The organism is uncultured Paraglaciecola sp., from assembly GCF_963977085.1.
Classification (GTDB): Bacteria; Pseudomonadota; Gammaproteobacteria; order Enterobacterales; family Alteromonadaceae; genus Paraglaciecola.
Genome location: NZ_CAXBNC010000002.1, coordinates 21,723 through 39,482 on the forward strand (window position 1 = coordinate 21,723; position 17,760 = coordinate 39,482).

Annotated in this window: 14 protein-coding genes; 7 read left to right on the forward strand and 7 right to left on the reverse strand. The window is 40.0% G+C overall.

What is annotated here, in order from left to right; translation table 11 throughout:
* Window positions 1-41 precede the first annotated feature (41 nt).
* Window positions 42-1,382: an N-succinylarginine dihydrolase gene (gene astB, locus AAC000_RS02620; protein ID WP_339719860.1), complete on the reverse strand. Its 1,341-nt coding sequence runs from the start codon at window positions 1,380-1,382 to the stop codon at window positions 42-44.
* A gap of 311 nt (window positions 1,383-1,693) precedes the next feature.
* Here astB and topA point away from each other — a divergent pair, with 311 nt between their 5' ends.
* The 7 genes from topA (at window position 1,694) to AAC000_RS02655 (ending at window position 10,524) form a co-directional block, all read left to right on the forward strand.
* Window positions 1,694-4,336 (forward strand): type I DNA topoisomerase, encoded by a 2,643-nt coding sequence (gene topA / locus AAC000_RS02625; protein WP_339719861.1) that lies wholly within the window; start codon window positions 1,694-1,696, stop codon window positions 4,334-4,336.
* Window positions 4,337-4,416: 80 nt separating this feature from the next.
* On the forward strand, window positions 4,417-4,986 hold the full coding sequence (locus AAC000_RS02630; protein WP_339719862.1) for a DUF2058 domain-containing protein: 570 nt from the start codon (window positions 4,417-4,419) through the stop codon (window positions 4,984-4,986).
* A 292-nt stretch (window positions 4,987-5,278) separates the two neighbouring features.
* Window positions 5,279-5,740: a hypothetical protein gene (locus tag AAC000_RS02635; protein WP_339719864.1), complete on the forward strand. Its 462-nt coding sequence runs from the start codon at window positions 5,279-5,281 to the stop codon at window positions 5,738-5,740.
* Window positions 5,741-6,048: 308 nt separating this feature from the next.
* Window positions 6,049-8,205, forward strand: coding sequence for an exonuclease domain-containing protein (locus tag AAC000_RS02640; RefSeq protein WP_339719866.1), 2,157 nt, complete (start codon window positions 6,049-6,051; stop codon window positions 8,203-8,205).
* 554 nt (window positions 8,206-8,759) lie between these two features.
* On the forward strand, window positions 8,760-9,638 hold the full coding sequence (locus AAC000_RS02645) for a helix-turn-helix transcriptional regulator (protein ID WP_339719868.1): 879 nt from the start codon (window positions 8,760-8,762) through the stop codon (window positions 9,636-9,638).
* A 108-nt stretch (window positions 9,639-9,746) separates the two neighbouring features.
* Window positions 9,747-10,052, forward strand: coding sequence for a hypothetical protein (locus AAC000_RS02650; protein ID WP_339719869.1), 306 nt, complete (start codon window positions 9,747-9,749; stop codon window positions 10,050-10,052).
* 73 nt (window positions 10,053-10,125) lie between these two features.
* A complete protein-coding gene (locus tag AAC000_RS02655; RefSeq protein WP_339719870.1) occupies window positions 10,126-10,524 on the forward strand; it encodes an SRPBCC domain-containing protein in 399 nt (132 codons plus the stop codon).
* Here the strand turns inward: AAC000_RS02655 and AAC000_RS02660 are convergent.
* From AAC000_RS02660 to AAC000_RS02685, 6 genes are all read right to left on the reverse strand, one after another.
* Complete coding sequence (locus tag AAC000_RS02660; protein ID WP_339719872.1) at window positions 10,482-12,323, reverse strand: sodium:proton antiporter; 1,842 nt, start codon at window positions 12,321-12,323, stop codon at window positions 10,482-10,484. The two genes, AAC000_RS02655 and AAC000_RS02660, sit on opposite strands and share 43 nt — an antisense overlap.
* A gap of 159 nt (window positions 12,324-12,482) precedes the next feature.
* Entirely contained in the window at window positions 12,483-12,734 is a 252-nt protein-coding gene (locus AAC000_RS02665) for a hypothetical protein (RefSeq protein ID WP_339719874.1), read from the reverse strand.
* A 292-nt stretch (window positions 12,735-13,026) separates the two neighbouring features.
* Entirely contained in the window at window positions 13,027-14,274 is a 1,248-nt protein-coding gene (locus AAC000_RS02670; protein WP_339719875.1) for an FtsX-like permease family protein, read from the reverse strand.
* A gap of 11 nt (window positions 14,275-14,285) precedes the next feature.
* Entirely contained in the window at window positions 14,286-15,602 is a 1,317-nt protein-coding gene (locus tag AAC000_RS02675; protein ID WP_339719877.1) for an ABC transporter permease, read from the reverse strand.
* 18 nt (window positions 15,603-15,620) lie between these two features.
* Window positions 15,621-16,328 (reverse strand): ABC transporter ATP-binding protein, encoded by a 708-nt coding sequence (locus AAC000_RS02680; RefSeq protein WP_339719878.1) that lies wholly within the window; start codon window positions 16,326-16,328, stop codon window positions 15,621-15,623.
* 58 nt (window positions 16,329-16,386) lie between these two features.
* Window positions 16,387-17,679, reverse strand: coding sequence for an efflux RND transporter periplasmic adaptor subunit (locus AAC000_RS02685; RefSeq protein ID WP_339719881.1), 1,293 nt, complete (start codon window positions 17,677-17,679; stop codon window positions 16,387-16,389).
* Between the last annotated feature and the right edge of the window lie 81 nt (window positions 17,680-17,760).

Here is a 17,760-nt window from a genome sequence, read left to right on the forward strand (position 1 = left end):
CCGATTAATGAGGGCTGGCAAACTAAAAGCGCATTTTGGCACTAGCTTTGTTGGAATGGATAAACCGAGCCTAAACTCAATAATTGAGTTAATTCATCTAACGCAGTTCTAGACTCAATTAACAATTGCGGATCACTTAAATCACTCACATGTAATGTGTCGCGATAGTGTTTATCAACCCAAGTGTTTAAACGTTCAAATTGACTGTCATTGATTAAGGTACTTTGATTCACTGCAGCATATTCTTTTTCGGTCATTGCTACTCTCAGCCGCAAGCAAGCCGGACCTCCACCGTTACGCATACTTTCTTTAACATCATGGTAGTACACATGTTTGATAGGCGTATTTTGTCCTACTAAATTAGTTAAATAGGCGGATACTGCAGGATTTTCTTTACAATCAGTTGGTGCAATTATTGCCATTTCACCATTTGCTAGAGTAATTATTTGTGTATTAAACAAATAGCTCTTAATGGCATCTTGTACACTGACTTCAGCGGTTTTTACACAAATAAAGTGTAGCCCGTCACCAACAAACTTTTGTTTTATCTCAGCTATTGCCTGGGTTGATTGGTAAAACGCTTGTTCGTGGAAAAACAACACATTTTGGTTACCCACGGCAATCACATCATTATGAAATACACCTTGATCGATTAAATCTGGGTTTTGTTGTATATAAACTACATTTTTATCGCTAAGCCCGTGCAATCTGGCGACGGCCTGGCTTGCTTCTAGTGTTTGCCGTGCTGGAAACTTTTTTGGTGCAGGTTTGCTGGTATCAAATGCATGACGTCCATATACAAATATTTCTAGGCCAGTTTTGCCATATTCGCTACAAAGACGGGTGTGGTTAGCGGCACCTTCATCACCAAAATGTTCGTTATCTGGTAAGTGAGTATGATGTGCAAAATATTCTTGGTTGGCAAAGGTAGCCTGCAGAATATTTCCTGTGACTTGGGGCTCCAATGAGCGGTGGTATTTATTCGTTAAATTAGCCGGGGTGAAATGAATTTTTCTATCATGGGTATCAGCGCTAGGAGAAACCGTTGCAGCATTAGCTGTCCACATACTTGAGGCCGAACAACATGCCTGAAAAATTGCCGGAGCCTGTTTTGCCGCCATAGCTAAAACGTTCGCATCCGTTCCACTAAAGCCTAATCTACGTAACGAAGCAATGTCAGGACGCTCCTGCGGCGCTAGAACACCTTGAACCATACCAAGGTCAGCTAGTGCCTTCATTTTCTTCAACCCTTGCTTAGCGGCCTGTTTAGGACTGCTTGAAGCACTGGCATTACTTAAAGAAGCAACGTTACCATATGATAACCCCGCATAATTATGAGTCGGCCCTACTAATCCATCAAAATTGGCTTCAAATTGTTTCATCTAAACCTCACTTACTGTTTTTTCTCATCGGTATTTGAGCCATTCAGGCTCGATATTTTTGACTTGAAATAACGTTCAAAATACGAATTGCTGAGCATTATACTGTTTTTGTTTGCCCTGCCAATGGAGCTGTTCGAAAAGTGAACAATGAAAGGGTGTCTAAAAAAAAGAATATTGGATAAGTATGAAGAAGAACTTGTTTTATATTCATTTTGTCGATATATGTTAAAAAGCATTTTTAAGAGGTGAACCTACTGTTAGGTTCACCTAGTTAATAAAAACCTATAAATATCAAAGGTTAAAACCAATATATGGCAAAGCATCTAGTCATTGTCGAATCACCGGCAAAGGCAAAAACGATTAATAAATATCTCGGCAAAGATTTTATTGTTAAATCTAGTGTCGGTCACGTTCGGGATCTTCCTCACAAGGCTGTGGGCAAAGTTGCGCCTAAAAAACCAGCAAAAGAACTCAAACTTCTCTCTGAAAAAAAGCGTGAAAACTATTTACGCGATTACGAATATAAAAAGTTAGTTGATCGCATGGGGATCGATCCTAAAAACGATTGGCAAGCTCATTACGATGTACTTGAAGGCAAAGAAAAAGTTGTTAACGAACTCAAAAAGTTGGCAAAAAGCGCTGACACTGTCTATCTCGCAACGGATTTGGATAGGGAAGGGGAAGCCATTGCTTGGCACTTGCGAGAACTAATTAATGAACCTGGCAAAGATTTTCAGCGCGTAGTGTTTAATGAAATTACTAAAAACGCTATTCAAGAAGCGTTCGCCCATCCAGGTGAATTGAATATTGAGATGGCGAATGCTCAGCAAGCTCGACGTTTTCTAGATCGGGTAGTGGGCTTTATGGTGTCGCCATTATTGTGGAAAAAGGTCGCAAGAGGCTTGTCAGCAGGTCGCGTTCAATCGGTAGCTGTACGTTTAGTAGTAGAGCGCGAAAGAGAAATTAAAGCCTTTGTACCTGAAGAATTTTGGGATTTACATGCAGATTTAAATACCAAAAAACAAACCAATTTGCGTATGCAAGTGGTCAAAGAAAATGGCGCGGCATTTAAGCCGATTAATAAAGCCCAAACTGACAAAGCTGTTAGCTTTCTTGAAAGTGCCAGTTATCAAGTGGTTAGCCGAGAGTCTAGGCCGACTCAAAGTAAACCGTCAGCGCCTTTTATAACCTCAACTTTGCAACAATCAGCAAGTACGCGTTTAGGTTTTGGTGTAAAGAAAACCATGATGATGGCGCAGCGTTTATATGAAGCTGGTCATATTACCTACATGCGTACCGATTCGACTCATTTGGGTAAAGAAGCGGTGGACAGTTGTCGCGAATATATTACGGATAATTTTGGTAATAACTACTTGCCAGAAAATCCAATTAAGTACGGTAGCAAAGAGGGCGCTCAAGAGGCCCATGAAGCGATCCGTCCTTCCAATGTATTGCTAAAATCTGAAGCCATCACAGATGTTGAGCGTGATGCGCAACGTTTATATGAGTTGATTTGGCGTCAATTTGTGGCATGCCAAATGACCCCAGCCAAATATGATGCGAGTACCATCAGAGTCAAGGCAGGTGAGTTTGAATTGACTGCAAAAGGCCGTGTATTAAAGTTTGATGGTTGGACTAAAGTACAAAACCCACAGCGTAAAAAAGGTGATGAAGATTTATTGCTGCCTGATGTAAAAGAAGGTGAGGATTTAGATCTTAAATCACTGGATCCTAAGCAACACTTTACTAAACCTGTGGCGCGTTTTAATGAAGCCTCGTTGGTTAAAGAGCTGGAAAAACGCGGCATCGGTCGACCGTCTACATACGCCAGTATTATCTCGACTATCCAAGATAGAGGTTATGCAAGAATCGAAAGTAAACGTTTCTATGCTGAAAAAATGGGTGAGATTGTAAATGACCGCTTGATGGAAAATTTTGACGATCTGATCGGTTATGATTTTACCGCCAATATGGAACAACAACTGGATGCCATCGCTGAAGGCACTGCCTCTTGGAAAGGGGTGCTAGACGATTTTTATGTGGATTTTGAGCAGAAACTACATGTTGCTGAAAAATCGCCAGAAGAAGGCGGTATGCGTTTAAATCAGGCTATTCCTACTGATGTTGAGTGTCCTAAATGTGGGCGTCCAATGAATGTTCGTACCGCTAGCACAGGCGTGTTTTTAGGTTGCTCTGGTTACAGCTTGCCACCTAAAGAGCGCTGCACAGGCACTATGAATCTGACCTCTGGTGATGAAGTCATCAAAGTTGAAGATGAAGAAGAATTAGAAACTGAAGTGTTACGTTCAAAACGTCGTTGTGGTGAGTGTGGTACTGCTATGGATAGCTATTTAGTCGACGAGTCTCGTAAGTTGCATGTTTGCGGGAATTCCCCGGCCTGTGAAGGCATTTATGTGGAGAAAGGCACCTTTAAGATTAAAGGTTATGAAGGGCCTATTCTTGAGTGTGATAAATGCAAATCGAACATGGAGTTAAAAAGTGGTCGTTTTGGTAAGTACTTTGGTTGTACTAACGAAGAATGTAAAAACACCCGTAAATTGCTCAGAAATGGTGAAGCTGCGCCACCTAAAGAAGATCCTACTGACTTGCCAGAATTGGAATGCCTGAAATCTGATGCTCATTTTGTGCTTAGAGACGGCGCATCCGGTATTTTCTTAGCGGCTCATAACTTTCCTAAATCTAGAGAAACCCGGGCCCCACAAGTGGCCGAGTTGGCTAGATTCAGAGATAGAATTTCGCCCAAATTTTATTATTTGGCTGATGCGCCAGCTAAAGATTCAGATGGTAATCCAACAATAGTGCGATACAGTCGTAAAACTAAGCAGCAATACGTGATGTCAGAAAACGAAGAAGGTAAAGCTACTGGTTGGTCTGCTTGGTGTACTGACGGAAAATGGAAAGTGGAAGATAAACGTAAGAAACCTAAAAAGTAATTTAGCGGGTTTATCTTATTATTTTACGGCAGCTTTTGGCTGCCGTATTGTTTTTAACTTTATATAAATGGCATTCAATTATGGCCCTCTCTTTACAAGAACAATTACTTAAAGCCGGTTTAACCGACAAGAAAAAAGCGAAACAAGTTCGCCAACAAAAAAACAAACAAGTCAAAGCGCAGAAAAATCACAATGTGGTGCAAACCAATGAAGCTAAATTGGCTGCAGAAAAACTTATCGAAGCGAAAAAAGCCAAAGATAGAGAGCTTAATCAAAAAGCTAAACAAGAAGCCGAGAAAAAAGCGCTAGTTGCGCAAATCAAACAACTCATTGAAACCAATAAACAACCAAAATTTGCAGGTTCCAAACGTGAAGAAGAAGTGGTCTGTAACTTCACCGACGGCACAATCATTAAACGTATGTACGTTAGCCAATCGACCCAAAAACAAATCAGCCAAGGTAAACTTGCCATAGTCAAATTAAACGATGGCTACGAGTTAGTGCCAATGCCAGTGGCCAATAAAATTTCAGAGCGCGATGAGGCAATAGTCGTGTATCGAGCGGATAACATTAGCGAGGCCGATCAAAAGAGTAGTGAAGAGGATGATTGGTATGCTGAGTATGATATTCCAGATGATTTGAATTGGTAAGCAAGCTTGCGTTGAAGGCCAAAGGTTTAAGTGAAAGAAAGACTAAACAGTTAAGCTATTCTTAAAGTCTACAGCACTGAGAAAACGGATCTTCAGCCTTTGGTTAATAAAACACCACTACTGTAAAGTGTCATATATTGAATCTGCCACTTTTGAGTGATGAAATTTACTTGCAATACAAGGGAAGATATTTACACTAGATTTTATTATGAATATTGGTGTATATTTGCTTGAACCTCGTCTTGGCAGTCTAAGTTTTAGGTAGTTTGGAACACTAAAAGGAATTATTTAAATGATACGTATTATAAGCGCTTCACTACTTTGCTTATCACTTCATGTTAGTGCTACACAATGCAGTGATGGAAAAATGACCGTTAAGGAATGGTCTAAAAATAACGGTACATATTCAGACTACAGCCTTCCTGCCGAAGTGATTAATAGTAATGCCTGTCTTTTAAAACCATTAGATGGTGAAACTCTGCAGTCAACCAAAGACATCCTCAATTTTATAAAACAGAATATGACAGCAGATCACAATCGAAAAATACCCTTTAGCCAACTTCCCAAGCTTTTGGAGGCGGTAGGAGATAGGTATAGTGTCTTTCTTGTGAAGCCTTGCGAATTCACCGCTACACCTTGCGAAACATCTAAACACAGTGATAGTGTTATTTTAGGTTATGTTTCTAAAAGCCAATCTGTCTTAGCTGAAAAGGCTTATACATATATTAAAATGAACCAGTTTATAGAGAAATGAGTCAAATAGACTGGCAAAATAGAACACAACAAAACATCAAAAACGGTTAGTGATGCCTATGAATTTGATGCATGGCACTTAGCTAACAGTTGCTTCGAAGTCTGCAAAACAGGGGAGGCTCATACTTTTAGTGCATTTGGGATGTGTTTTCCACAATGAGATCCTTGCCTGAGTTTTAGACATCAAGGGTTTACTTCTAAAATTTCAGATTTGTAATTATCAACTTGAACTCAAATTTAGCATTCCATTTTACAACTGTATAAACCACTGTATATAATGTTTTCATTGTTCTTCAATAGTGGTTTCATATGCCTAGGTTTTCTAAGGAATTACCAGAAAAATACTACCTTGATCATTTCAATGAATTTATTGATTTTATCACCCAGCAGTGTGGGCATCTGTTAGATCAAGAACACCAAGAGTTTGTGAAGTGTTACCAGCAGTTATGTCATGACACCCAATGTATGTTTGTCAGGGTAATTAACCGCCAAGGATGTTTTATCACTCAAGATAAAATGATTTATCACGAGATCACTGACTGCCCAAGGCAATTAGGCGCGTTGCAAAAGGTTGCTCTGCTAAGGCGGTTACATTCTGAAGATATACAAGGGTGGTTGCCACAATTAACGAAATTGCAATTAGTAGATATTTTGCAGCAATATGCAGTCAGCAGTATCAAAAGAAGTGCTGCAAAATCAATTTTGTTAGAGCAATTAACAATATCTTGCTCAATAGAGCAATGCCTCACATCAAATGTGGCTCAGAACGTTTTAGTTAAAAATTTTGAGCCCTGTTTAGCGTATCTATTATTTTTATTTTTTGGTAATACCAGCAGCAAACTAGACAAGTTCTCGATGCGCGATCTTGGCGTGTTAACCACGCGTTCTGGTAAATCACAAAAAAGTGCGCGATTTAGTAACTTTGAACAAGCGCAGTGTGTTTTTTATTACAGTGCTAAGCTTGCGCAACTAAAAGCGAATGCGTTGAATGTTCAAGAATATTTAATAACTCATAAAAATCCAGAGGATCACCCAGAAGTACCGGACAACTGTGCCCAATCAATTCAGTTGAAAGGGGAGTATTTTTATTTATTGGGCAAGCAATTGCTGGATCATAAAAATGCATTAGCCATGGAGTATCTGCGCGCCTCCACTCACCCAAAAGCGCAGCAGAAATGGTTAAGAGAGCTGTTTAAACAGGGTGAAAAAGACCGAGTAAAATATGAGCTGGAGCAGGTCATCGATAATTCCTTGGATGATGGCTTATTACTTTTTGCTGAGGATTTCTATCAACGTAAATTTCATCAAGTCAAAGTCAGTAAATTGACTCAAAAGTTGCGAGAAGAGAGTTATGATTTAGGCATCGATCAAATACATAAAGACCAAGTTGAAAAGGGGGTTAAACAGTATTACCAGCGCTTAGGTGCCAGTGCTTATAGGACCGAAAATCGCTTGTTTAACGCATTATTCGGGCTCACGTTTTGGGAGGAGTTGTTTAATCATGTTGATGCAGTGGCCACCGAGTTTGATCGTAGACCTAAAGTAGTCAAAGAAAACACCGTTTATCTCGAATTAGAGCATGCTATTGAAAGGCGCTTATTGATCTTTCTTGAGCCAAAAAGGGCAGCGGCTTATCTCACCAAAATAGCAACGCAGTATTACGGGCAACCTAATGGTATGTTTCGTTGGAATACTAAAATGATCCAGGTCATCACAGACTTTTTAGTTAACGCACCTGTCGTAGCTGTTATCCAACATTTAAGAGCGATGGCAAAGAACTACCATGGGCTAAATGATGGTTATCCAGACTTAGTGATAATAGAAAAGGGGCAACTTCGATTTGAAGAGGTAAAAGCACCGGGTGATGTAATCCGTCCCAATCAGTTTGTTACCATGAATGCCTTACAAGATGCAGGGTTTGATGTACGAGTGTGTAAGGTAGACTGGATAGTCGATCCTATGCAGCCCTATGTCATTGTAGATGTTGAGACCACAGGGGGTAAACAGCCACAACATCGTATTACTGAAATAGGGGCTGTTAAAATGATCAACGGCGAAATAGTGGATAAGTGGAGTAGTTTGATTAATCCACAACGGCATATTTCCAAATTTATCACTCAGCTTACTGGCATAAGCAATGACATGGTAAAAGATGCTCCCTTATTTAGTGAAGTGGCAGATAACCTCGGTCAATTTATGGAGAATAGTGTCTTTGTAGCCCATAACGTTAATTTCGATTATGGATTTATTAAACAAGAATATCAGCGGCTCGATCGCAATTTTTCTATGGCGAAACTATGTACGGTAAGAGAAATGAGAAAGTGTTATCCAGGTTTACACTCCTATTCATTGGGCAATCTATGTGAGACTTATAATATTGCCTTAGAAAACCACCACAGGGCACTCTGTGACGCTGAAGCGGCGGCAGAACTTTTAAAAATGATCCATCAGCAGCAAATGCTTTGAAAATATTCAGATTCGATATCTAACCTTCTGATAATTAAGCTCTTGTAGCTCACTATTAGATGGCGCTATTAGTAGGATAATGGCTTAACATCGGTTGATGTTTAATTACCATAAACCCATTAACTTCCCAGCTCAATTATGCCAAAAGTTTCCAATTACAAGGGCTTATTTAGCTGTGATAAAAGCGGCTCAAGTGGAAATATAAAAAGTAAAATCGCTAAAATGAACTAAGCCTATTAAAACAGCTAAGTTAGCCGATTGAGTGATTAATTGTTAAAAGTTACAAATTTATCTCAGCTACAATGCCTAGATTACGGTATTCTGTGTTTAAAGTTTTAGACGTTTTCACATTTATTATGCAAAGTTTTTTTCTCATTTTAACGGGCATGGCGTTTGGCGCAATATTCTTGGTTGTGTGTAAACTCATGTTTGCTTACCCCCAAGTATTAAGCGCAAGAATTTTAAGTCTATTGTTACTCTCTGCTGGGTGTTACCTGGTGCAACCACTTGTGCAAGATATATTCTACATTAGGCTTATTCTAGGAATCGTTGCCATGGCAAGTCCTGCTTTGTTTTGGATGTTTGCTTCGACACTTTTTCAAATGAATGAACGTAACCAAAAATTACACCTAGGGCATCATATTGCCTTGGGAATTTGTATTGTTTTGGGAGCCTATCAATGTTTGCAATCTCCCGCAGAGTTAGATGGTTCAATCATTCACTTAGTGTCACTTGTTGTCACCGGTGTAATCACTATTTTGGGCTTATTGGATGTGTTTCGAAACTGGCAATCTGATTTGGTTGAATGTAGGCGCTTTTTACGATTGAGTTTGTCTGTAACCTGTGGGGCTTTTTTGTTGTTCATTGTGGCGAACGAGTTTATTTATGGACATGGTGAATTCCCAGTATTTTTAAATTACCTTAATATTATTGTTATCAGCATTTTTGCCATGTCTTATGGTTATATTATATTGGTCTCAAACTCAAACATTCTGGTCGAGTCCATCGATGATCTGCCCCCTGAATTAATTAAAGACGACATACCTAAACCTTCGTCAGCCGATATTCAGTGGTTAGATAAATTAACCAATGCAATGGAACAAGAGTTCTATTATCGCCAAATTGATTTGACCATTAAGGGGCTTTCTGAACATTTAGCGATTCCTGAGCATCAACTTAGACGACTCATTAATCAACATCTTGGTTACCGAAATTTTAATGACTATTTAAATCGCTATCGGGTGAGAGATGCAGCACAACGTTTGTCAGATCCAAAACTGGTGAGAATACCCATATTAACCATAGCGATTGAGTCAGGTTACGCATCTTTAACGACTTTTAACAAAGCCTTCAAAACGCTAAAAACCATGACACCAAGTGAATTTCGGCGAATAAGTGGTCTATCGGACTCTAGAGAGCTGACCGATTTCTAATTTTTTATTACCGATTTCGAAAAACTATACAGGATTTCGCAATCGGTAAGATTAATTGTCTATTTTCTATTTTAATGAGTACGTCAACTCAATTAATTAGGAAATACAATGACTAAAATTATCAAACCATTATTATTAGCCTGTGCCATCAATGTTTTAGGCTCATCGGTTGTTTTCGCAGATGTTGAGTTAACTAGGGATGAGACTAAATCTAAAGTAGTAGAGGCATGTCAAACAGAAGCCAAAAAACGTTATGGCGAAGATTCAATTGAATATATTAGTCATAAAGTGAAATGGATGAAAGCTATGGGTGGTGCGGCTGTGAAAATGAAAGTTAAACCTGAAGCCAAACGTATCACTAAATACTCCTGTGTGTTACAACAAGACCAGTTAGTAAGATTTTATAAAGTGTAGTGGTAACTTGCAAAGTAGCTTCTCATTTTATGAAGCTACTTTAGGTTTATTAGGTGTTTAAAGAAAATTAATCATGAACATTGAAAAAAACTATGATTTATCTTTCCCACTTGAAAAAGTGTATGCCACTTGGATCTCATCTGATACGGTTATTGCACCAGCTACTTCTATGGATATTCTCCCCAAACTCGGTGGGCATTATCGCCTAGTCGTGGATACACCAGAGTTTAAAGGTAAGAATGAAGGCGTGTTTTTACTTGTCGATCCCAATTGCCACCTTTGTTATACATGGGAATGGAACAATGACGGAGAGGTGAGTGAGATTGACGTTAATTTTTCTGCTACAGGTAAAGGTACGGCTATCCGCATCTTGCATTCTGGCTTTGTAAACCAAGCAAGTGCAGATAGACACGACCAAGGTTGGGATAGCTATATTGAAGGATTTAAGCTGTTTTTGTCAAAAGCGGTCTGATCCACTTCTGGCATTTTCTCTTCTGTTATTAGACTGACAATTCGCCAATCTGATTTAGGCTGAATGTTTTTAAGGCTAGTATACATTCTTACCTTACCATTTGGTTCAATAGCACAAAGGCGAATTGAGCGTTTTTGGTACTGTTTTTCATAATCTGCATAGGTAAACTCATCAGACAATCGTGTCGTTTTGATTAAACCGCCTTTAGTCGCATACCCAGCTAATTTTGCGTAAGTAACATTTTCATTAAATAGACATAACTTAGCCGCATAAGACTCTGATACCTGATGACTGGCTCGTTTTTGGGGTTCATTAACAGTTAAACCTAGTACCGCTCCTTTTCCTAATTCGTGTTCAAAGTGATAGGTAACCAAGGGATTAAGCTGTTTATAAGGCGACATCACTAATACGGTGCCATATAGGGATAAGTCTACACTACGGTCAGCATGTTCAGACATGGGGTTGCCATAATAGGTTGGAATATTGTCCATCCGTGCCAATCTTATAGATTCCCAGTTTGTGTCGGCTATGCGTACCACTATATCTTGCGCTAATAACTCTTTTGCAAACAACCGTGAAAATAGACCACCACCAAATATCAAAAATCCATAGGGGGCAGGGGCTCTTTGCCCAAAAAACTCTGCCACTTTCACTGATGTAAGACTCTGAATGACCACAGTGGCAATAATCACCATAAATACCATAGGCACTAATAATTCAACTTGTGCGTAGTTCAATACTTCTAATTTTAATGCAAATAAAGCAGAAACAGCGGCGGCGACTATGCCTCTAGGTGCAATCCAACTTAATAGTGCCAGCTCTCGCCAATTCAAATGGGTACCCAAAGAGGAGATAAACACTGATATGGGTCTAGCGATAAACATAATAACCAACAATACCACGACTGATCCCCAGCCTAAGTTAAGCATTGAGCTCAATTCTATTCTCGAGGCTAGCAGAATAAACAGACCAGATATCAACAAAACACTGAGGGTTTCTTTAAACTCCAAAATATCTTCAACTTCTACCCGCTTCATATTCGCTAACCAGATGCCCATGATAGTCACAGTTAATAACCCTGATTCGTGGGCAATGATATTGGAGCCTTCAAAGGCACCTAACATTAAGGTTAAAACGGCTGTGTTGACTAAGTAATGAGGGATCCAATTATTGCGAAGCACTATGCCCATTAGGTAGCCTGAAAGTGCACCAAAAATAACGCCTACTGAAATGGTTTTAGCGAATGCGTATAAGGTATGGCTGAGGGCATCTTGAGTAGACACTATATATTCAAAGACCAACACCGCCAATAAGGCACCTATGGGATCAATTATGATACCTTCCCAGCGTAAAATATTGGAAATTTTAGTGCTCGGCCTTACGGTGCGTAACATGGGCACAATCACTGTCGGTCCTGTGACTGTCACAATTGCACCAAACAAAAACGCCATTTGCCAAGTCATATCTAACGCATAGTGAGCAATAGGCGCGGCTATTACCCATGTTATCAGTACGCCAACAGAGCACAAATTTCGAACCATAGAGCCATGACCACTTATATCTTTAAATTTAAGGGTCAATGAGCCTTCAAACAGAATGATCGCCACAGACAAAGAGACGATTGGAAAAAGTAAGTCGCCAAATAACAAGTCGGCGTCAATCAAACCTGTAACAGGGCCAACCACAATTCCTGCTATTAACAAAGGTAAAATGGCTGGAAGTTTGATTCTATAGGCTAAAAATTGGCAGGCAATTGACACCAGTCCTACTGTGACTAAGGCAATAATAGGTTCGCTCAAGTTAAATCCAATATAATAAGTGATGTCATACGATAACCTATGACATCACAGATAAGTGATTAAAATCAATTATTAAACTCTACTAACTGAAAATTGGTAACTCCTCAGTTAAACAGCCGGTGTGTTATTGAACTGAGGAGTATTGATAGGGGAATGAATTTAGTCCACTGCTTTTAATGCGGTGATTTCTTGATTGAGTTGATATTTCTTATCGGTAACTATTGCTTCTAGTACTTCTAGCCTACCTTTAACCGCTGCTAACTCGTTTTGCAGATTTTGTTTTTCCGAGTCATTCAGGTTGGCATTCGCCTTTGCCATTTCTTTTTTATGAGACGTCCAAGTGCCGATCAGTACTATAGGTAACACAAACGCAAATAAAATGATCAATACAAACACCATACCTTCGTCCATTTTTTCTCTCCAAAGATTAATTAAAGTAAATTTTACCGAATGATTAAAGCACAGTTTAGACCAATTATTAATAATCTTTAATAAACAATGAGTTATATTAAAATTAAAAAATTGGTCGAAATTAACGTTAGTCTTTTTCACTGATTTTTGGTCAAAAAAACAAACATAAAAGTCGTTTAACAAATCAATGAGTGAGACCTTTAACCTTTTGCTAGAGTATTTTTAATGCATTCTATGCCTCAAGGAAACAGTTAGCAGTTTGTTGCTAACTGTTTCCTCTTTGAGTATGAGATTAAACTGTTCGAGTTGCCAATGCAGGGGGGATGTTTGCTGCTTTTTTGGCTGGGCCGAATACTGCTCCTTGGCCCACTAGCCATAATACCAACATGCCAATTGGGACGTAGAACCAGTCAATTCTGTCGAGTCCAAAAGTATTCACTAAAACGATATTTAGACCTATGGTTAAGGCCGCGCCTAAAATCACTCCTATGCTGCTAATCAAAAAGTTCTCTAACATAAAGTAACGCACGATAGCCGACTGACTTGCACCTAAAGCGCGTCTAGTACCGATTTGTTTTTTACGTTGGTTCACACTGAAGCTTGCCAGTCCAACAATGCCTAAAGCCGTCACTATGGTTAAGATGATCATCACTGTGGTCAGGATTTTTATCATGGCGGTATGCCCACGGTAACTACGTTCTCGCGTCTCTACTATACTGCGCATGCCTTTTATTAAACGGCCTTTGTTACTATTAGCAAGTAACTCCTCCACTTGCTTCATAACACTGTCTCTTTGTCCGGGTTCGGTACGGATAAAATAGCGGCTACCTTTAAAGTCCATTCTTTCAGGGGACAACATCACGTTTTCCAAATTATTCCAACCCACCCAGGGGGCTTGTAACTTATCAATTATACCCACCACTATCATAGGGTCTGTGTCATTGATGTATACAGTTTTGCCAACAACAGAGGCATAGGGAATATCTGGAAATAAGTTTTCAGCCATGGCTTTAGTTAAAATCGTTTTATCTGGCCACTTCACTTGCCCAACAACCCGTAAACTTATATCTGTAGGAGCAAAGTTTTCACCAGCGATAATTTCAACGTCTAAGGCATTAATTCCATGCTCATCCACCATGTAAACTGCGGTACTTACTGCATCATGTTCTACCCCAGATTGGGTTTTTAGGCCCATAGACCAACCACTGCCGCTGTTGGGTACTGCATTGATCTGCACAGCATCAACAATACCGGGTAGGTTTCGCAGGGCATTCATATCTTCTTCAACAGTATTTGGTACGTTAAAGTTTTCAGCAAACCCCACACTGGTTAAGTAAAAACTGTTTTCATTGTCTATACCGCTGTCACGCTGCATTTCTTTGTTGCGCTCTACAATTATGTAGACCGAGTTAACAATTATGGTCATAGTGACCGCAATTTGTAGCGCAATTAAAATGGCGCCTACTTTGTTTCTTAACATGGCGCGAAAAATGGGACCAATTTCCCAGTTGATAGAAGTACTAGGTTGCGTATTTGACATGGGGTGGCTCCTTATTGGCTTTTTAATTGACTGGCTGGTGCGATATTACAAGCTCGCCAAGTGGGGTATAAACCTGCGGCAATACTCGACAGTAAAGCGATAGACAGTGCCACTAAAATCATGCTGACATCTAAGGTCGCTAAATCATCTACAAAGTCGCCATAGAGGCTTTTGATACCTTGCAAACCAAGCACGGCCAAGCCGAGACCTGCTATACCACCCATTAATCCAATCAGGGCAGTTTCGACTAAATGTTGTTTGAATAAGTCCGTTTTAGAAGCACCCACCGCTAGGCGTAAGCCAATTTCAGCCGATTTTCCGGTAAACTTCGCTAACAATAAACCTATGGTATTCAGTAAACACACTAATAAAAACATAAATGAAAGCCACATCATCATCTTGGCATCTTCTTCAACTACTTCTTGTCTCTCCATCCACTCCATTACATTAGATAGGCGATTGTTAAGAGGACGAGGAAAGCGGCCGAGTGCTTTTTGCTCCAAAACATAGTTATTCAAGAAGTCCATATATTCAGCCTTGGCCAAGTCATTCGGCAATTCGACCCACATCTGGGTATTGATACATTCGGACTGAAGAAACGCTTTATAACCTTCACCGTCAGGGCTTTTCCAACAGCTATTATTGCCCCAGTTAGGTAACTCTAATTCTTCTTTTAGCGTAAAGGGCATAAATATTTCTTCTGTTTCGTTAAAGGCTCCGTTATTCACATCGTAAAATTTGGGCATAGGTTGCCAATCGTCTATGACCCCCACCACTTGAAAGTTCCTTCCATCAATAACAATTGTTTTACCCACGGAGTTTTCACCACCAAACACACTTTCGTTGGTACGCTTGCTGAGCACTACTACTTGTTGGCGATTGGTATCAGAGCTGCTATCCCATGGATTTCCAAAAATGAAGGGCACATCAAACATGCCAAAGAAGTCGGTGTAAGCCAGTCTAATTGACGCTTCAAATGGTTTTGCATCGTCACCAGGTGGTTCAATAATACCTCCTGACATGCCCATTGCTGATTGCCTGAGGGCTTTTTTAGCCAGTGTAAAATTGGTTGCGTCTGTCCAAGTGAGTTGATTGGGCAAAGCATCGTCGTCATCATCAAATGCATTATTGGGATCCCAACTATCTACTTGTATATGAAACAGTTGTGCACTTTTATGGGGAATAGGATCAGCAGACATCAGGTAGTTAACTGTGATTGTGGTCATGCTGGCACCAATACCTAAGGCAATCGCAGTGATCATAAGCATACTCAGGATGGGATTGCGTTTTACGCTTTTTAGCGCAAGTTTTATATAATAACCAAACATAGTGATGGCTCCTAAGTGTTAGACAGCAGCAAGTTGCGCGGGTGATGGGATATCAGCATCATTAAGTTCACTAACTTTGCCATCACGGACATAAATATTGCGCCTAGCCTGACTGGCTAATTCACCGTCATGGGTCACCATTATGATAGTTGTGCCTGCATCGTTAATGCTTTTTAGTAGTTCCATAACACTATTCGCCATCTGGGTGTCGAGGTTACCTGTGGGTTCATCGGCTAATAAAAAACGAGGCTCGCCTGCAAGGGCTCTGGCTATGGCGACTCTTTGCTGTTGCCCCCCAGATAGTTGTGAGGGCAGGTGTTTCATGCGCTGCGCTAGGCCCACCATTTCTAAACTGTTTTCTATGCGTTTTTTGCGTTCTGCACTGTTAAATCCGCGATAACGTAAAGGCACATCGACGTTGTCAAATAAATTGAGATCAGGGATCAAGTTAAAGCTTTGAAAAATAAAGCCAATTTTTTCATTTCTAAGCTGACTACGTTTTTTATCATTCAGGTTACTGACGTCTTGGCCGTCTAACTCGTAGGTACCGCCATTAAAGGTTTCCAGTAATCCTGCAATATTTAAAAATGTGGTTTTGCCTGAGCCTGATGGTCCAGTGACAGCAACAAAGTCACCTTCCTTCACATGTAAATTGAAATCCCGTAATGCGTGAGTTTCAACTAAATCGGTACGAAATACTTTTTTTACATCTGTCATTTTTAACATTAGAAGTGTTCCCTAACTGTAATTGTGGTTATTAGTTTCAAAATAAATCGTTTATTCATTATTGGGTAATTAACACACTTTGTGCGCCATTAAATTGATCTGTGCCAGACACTATTATGGTGTCGCCAACCGAGAGTCCATTTAGGACTTCGACACTGGATAAACTCCTGGCCCCAGTAGCAATTGAGGTGCGCTCAGCCATATCATTTTTGACCAAATAAGCGACTTTACCATTGCCGGTTTCCAGAAATTGTCCACGTTGTACCATAAGCACATCTTGTTTGTGTTCCATCAGAATACGGGTCGTTAAACGCTGATTTTGTCGTAAACCTTGTGGCTGACTGATTTGGTCTTGTGAATGGGCGGTAAAACGCACTCTACCCGTAACTTGATTGTTCTCAATTTCAGGTGAGATGGTCACGAGTTTTGCTGAATGCGTTTCACCATTGAGGTTGATTTCAGCGGCCATACCAATGGCTAAGTCATCGGCGTAACTCTCTGGAATATCTACTTCTATTTCAAATTCAGATAAATCCACTACGCTTAAAATGGCTTGGTTTTTGGCAACCTGATTTTTCTGTTCGACTGATAAGTTGCCCACTAATCCGTCGACAGGGGAAAGCAAGGTTAATTCCTCGACTTGACGGCTAAGCTCAGTGACTAAGAGTTTTTGACGCTCTACTAATAGATGTTTAGTTTTCACTTCGAATTCTAAACTTTCTAAATTCAGCTCTGCATCTTTAACAGAATGTTTATACACTAAACGAGCGTTTTCTAAGTCATCTTGGGCTTTCTCGAAGTCAATCTGGCTAATGGATTGGCTTGCAAATGCTTTATCTGCTCGGCGTTTTTCTCGGTCTGCAGCGGTAAGTGCTACTTTAGCTAGATCCACTGCTTTTTGGTTCACTAAGGCTTGTTTGCTGGATTGAATTTTTTGCCTGTCTAATTCCATCTGTAAACGCTGTATCGCTGATTGCTCTTGTTTGAGCTGATTGGTGAGCTCGGGACTGTCAATGATGGCCAATACTTGACCCTTAGTGACGGTATCTCCTGCGTCAACTTCAAAAGAGATAGTGCCTTGTGCGGGACTATATAATTTGGGGCTGACAGCCGCTACAACCCTTCCTTGAACTGATAGATCACGGACAAAGTCACCTTGAGTGACAGTCGCTAAACGTACTCTTTGAGCAGAAACGCTGACGTCTGAGTTGGACCAATTACTGATAGCCGGTGCAAAAGTGGCGTAGGCTAAAATTGAAATTAAAATTAAACTAAGGACGAGCCATTTTGTTTTATTATTGGATGTTTTTAAAACAGCGGTATCTTGACCACTGGTATCTGCAATTTTCATCTGTATCCCTGAAATTTTGAACAATCAGCCAATAAGTCGAGGCAATATTCAAAAAGGTTTAAAAAAGATAAAAAATATTTT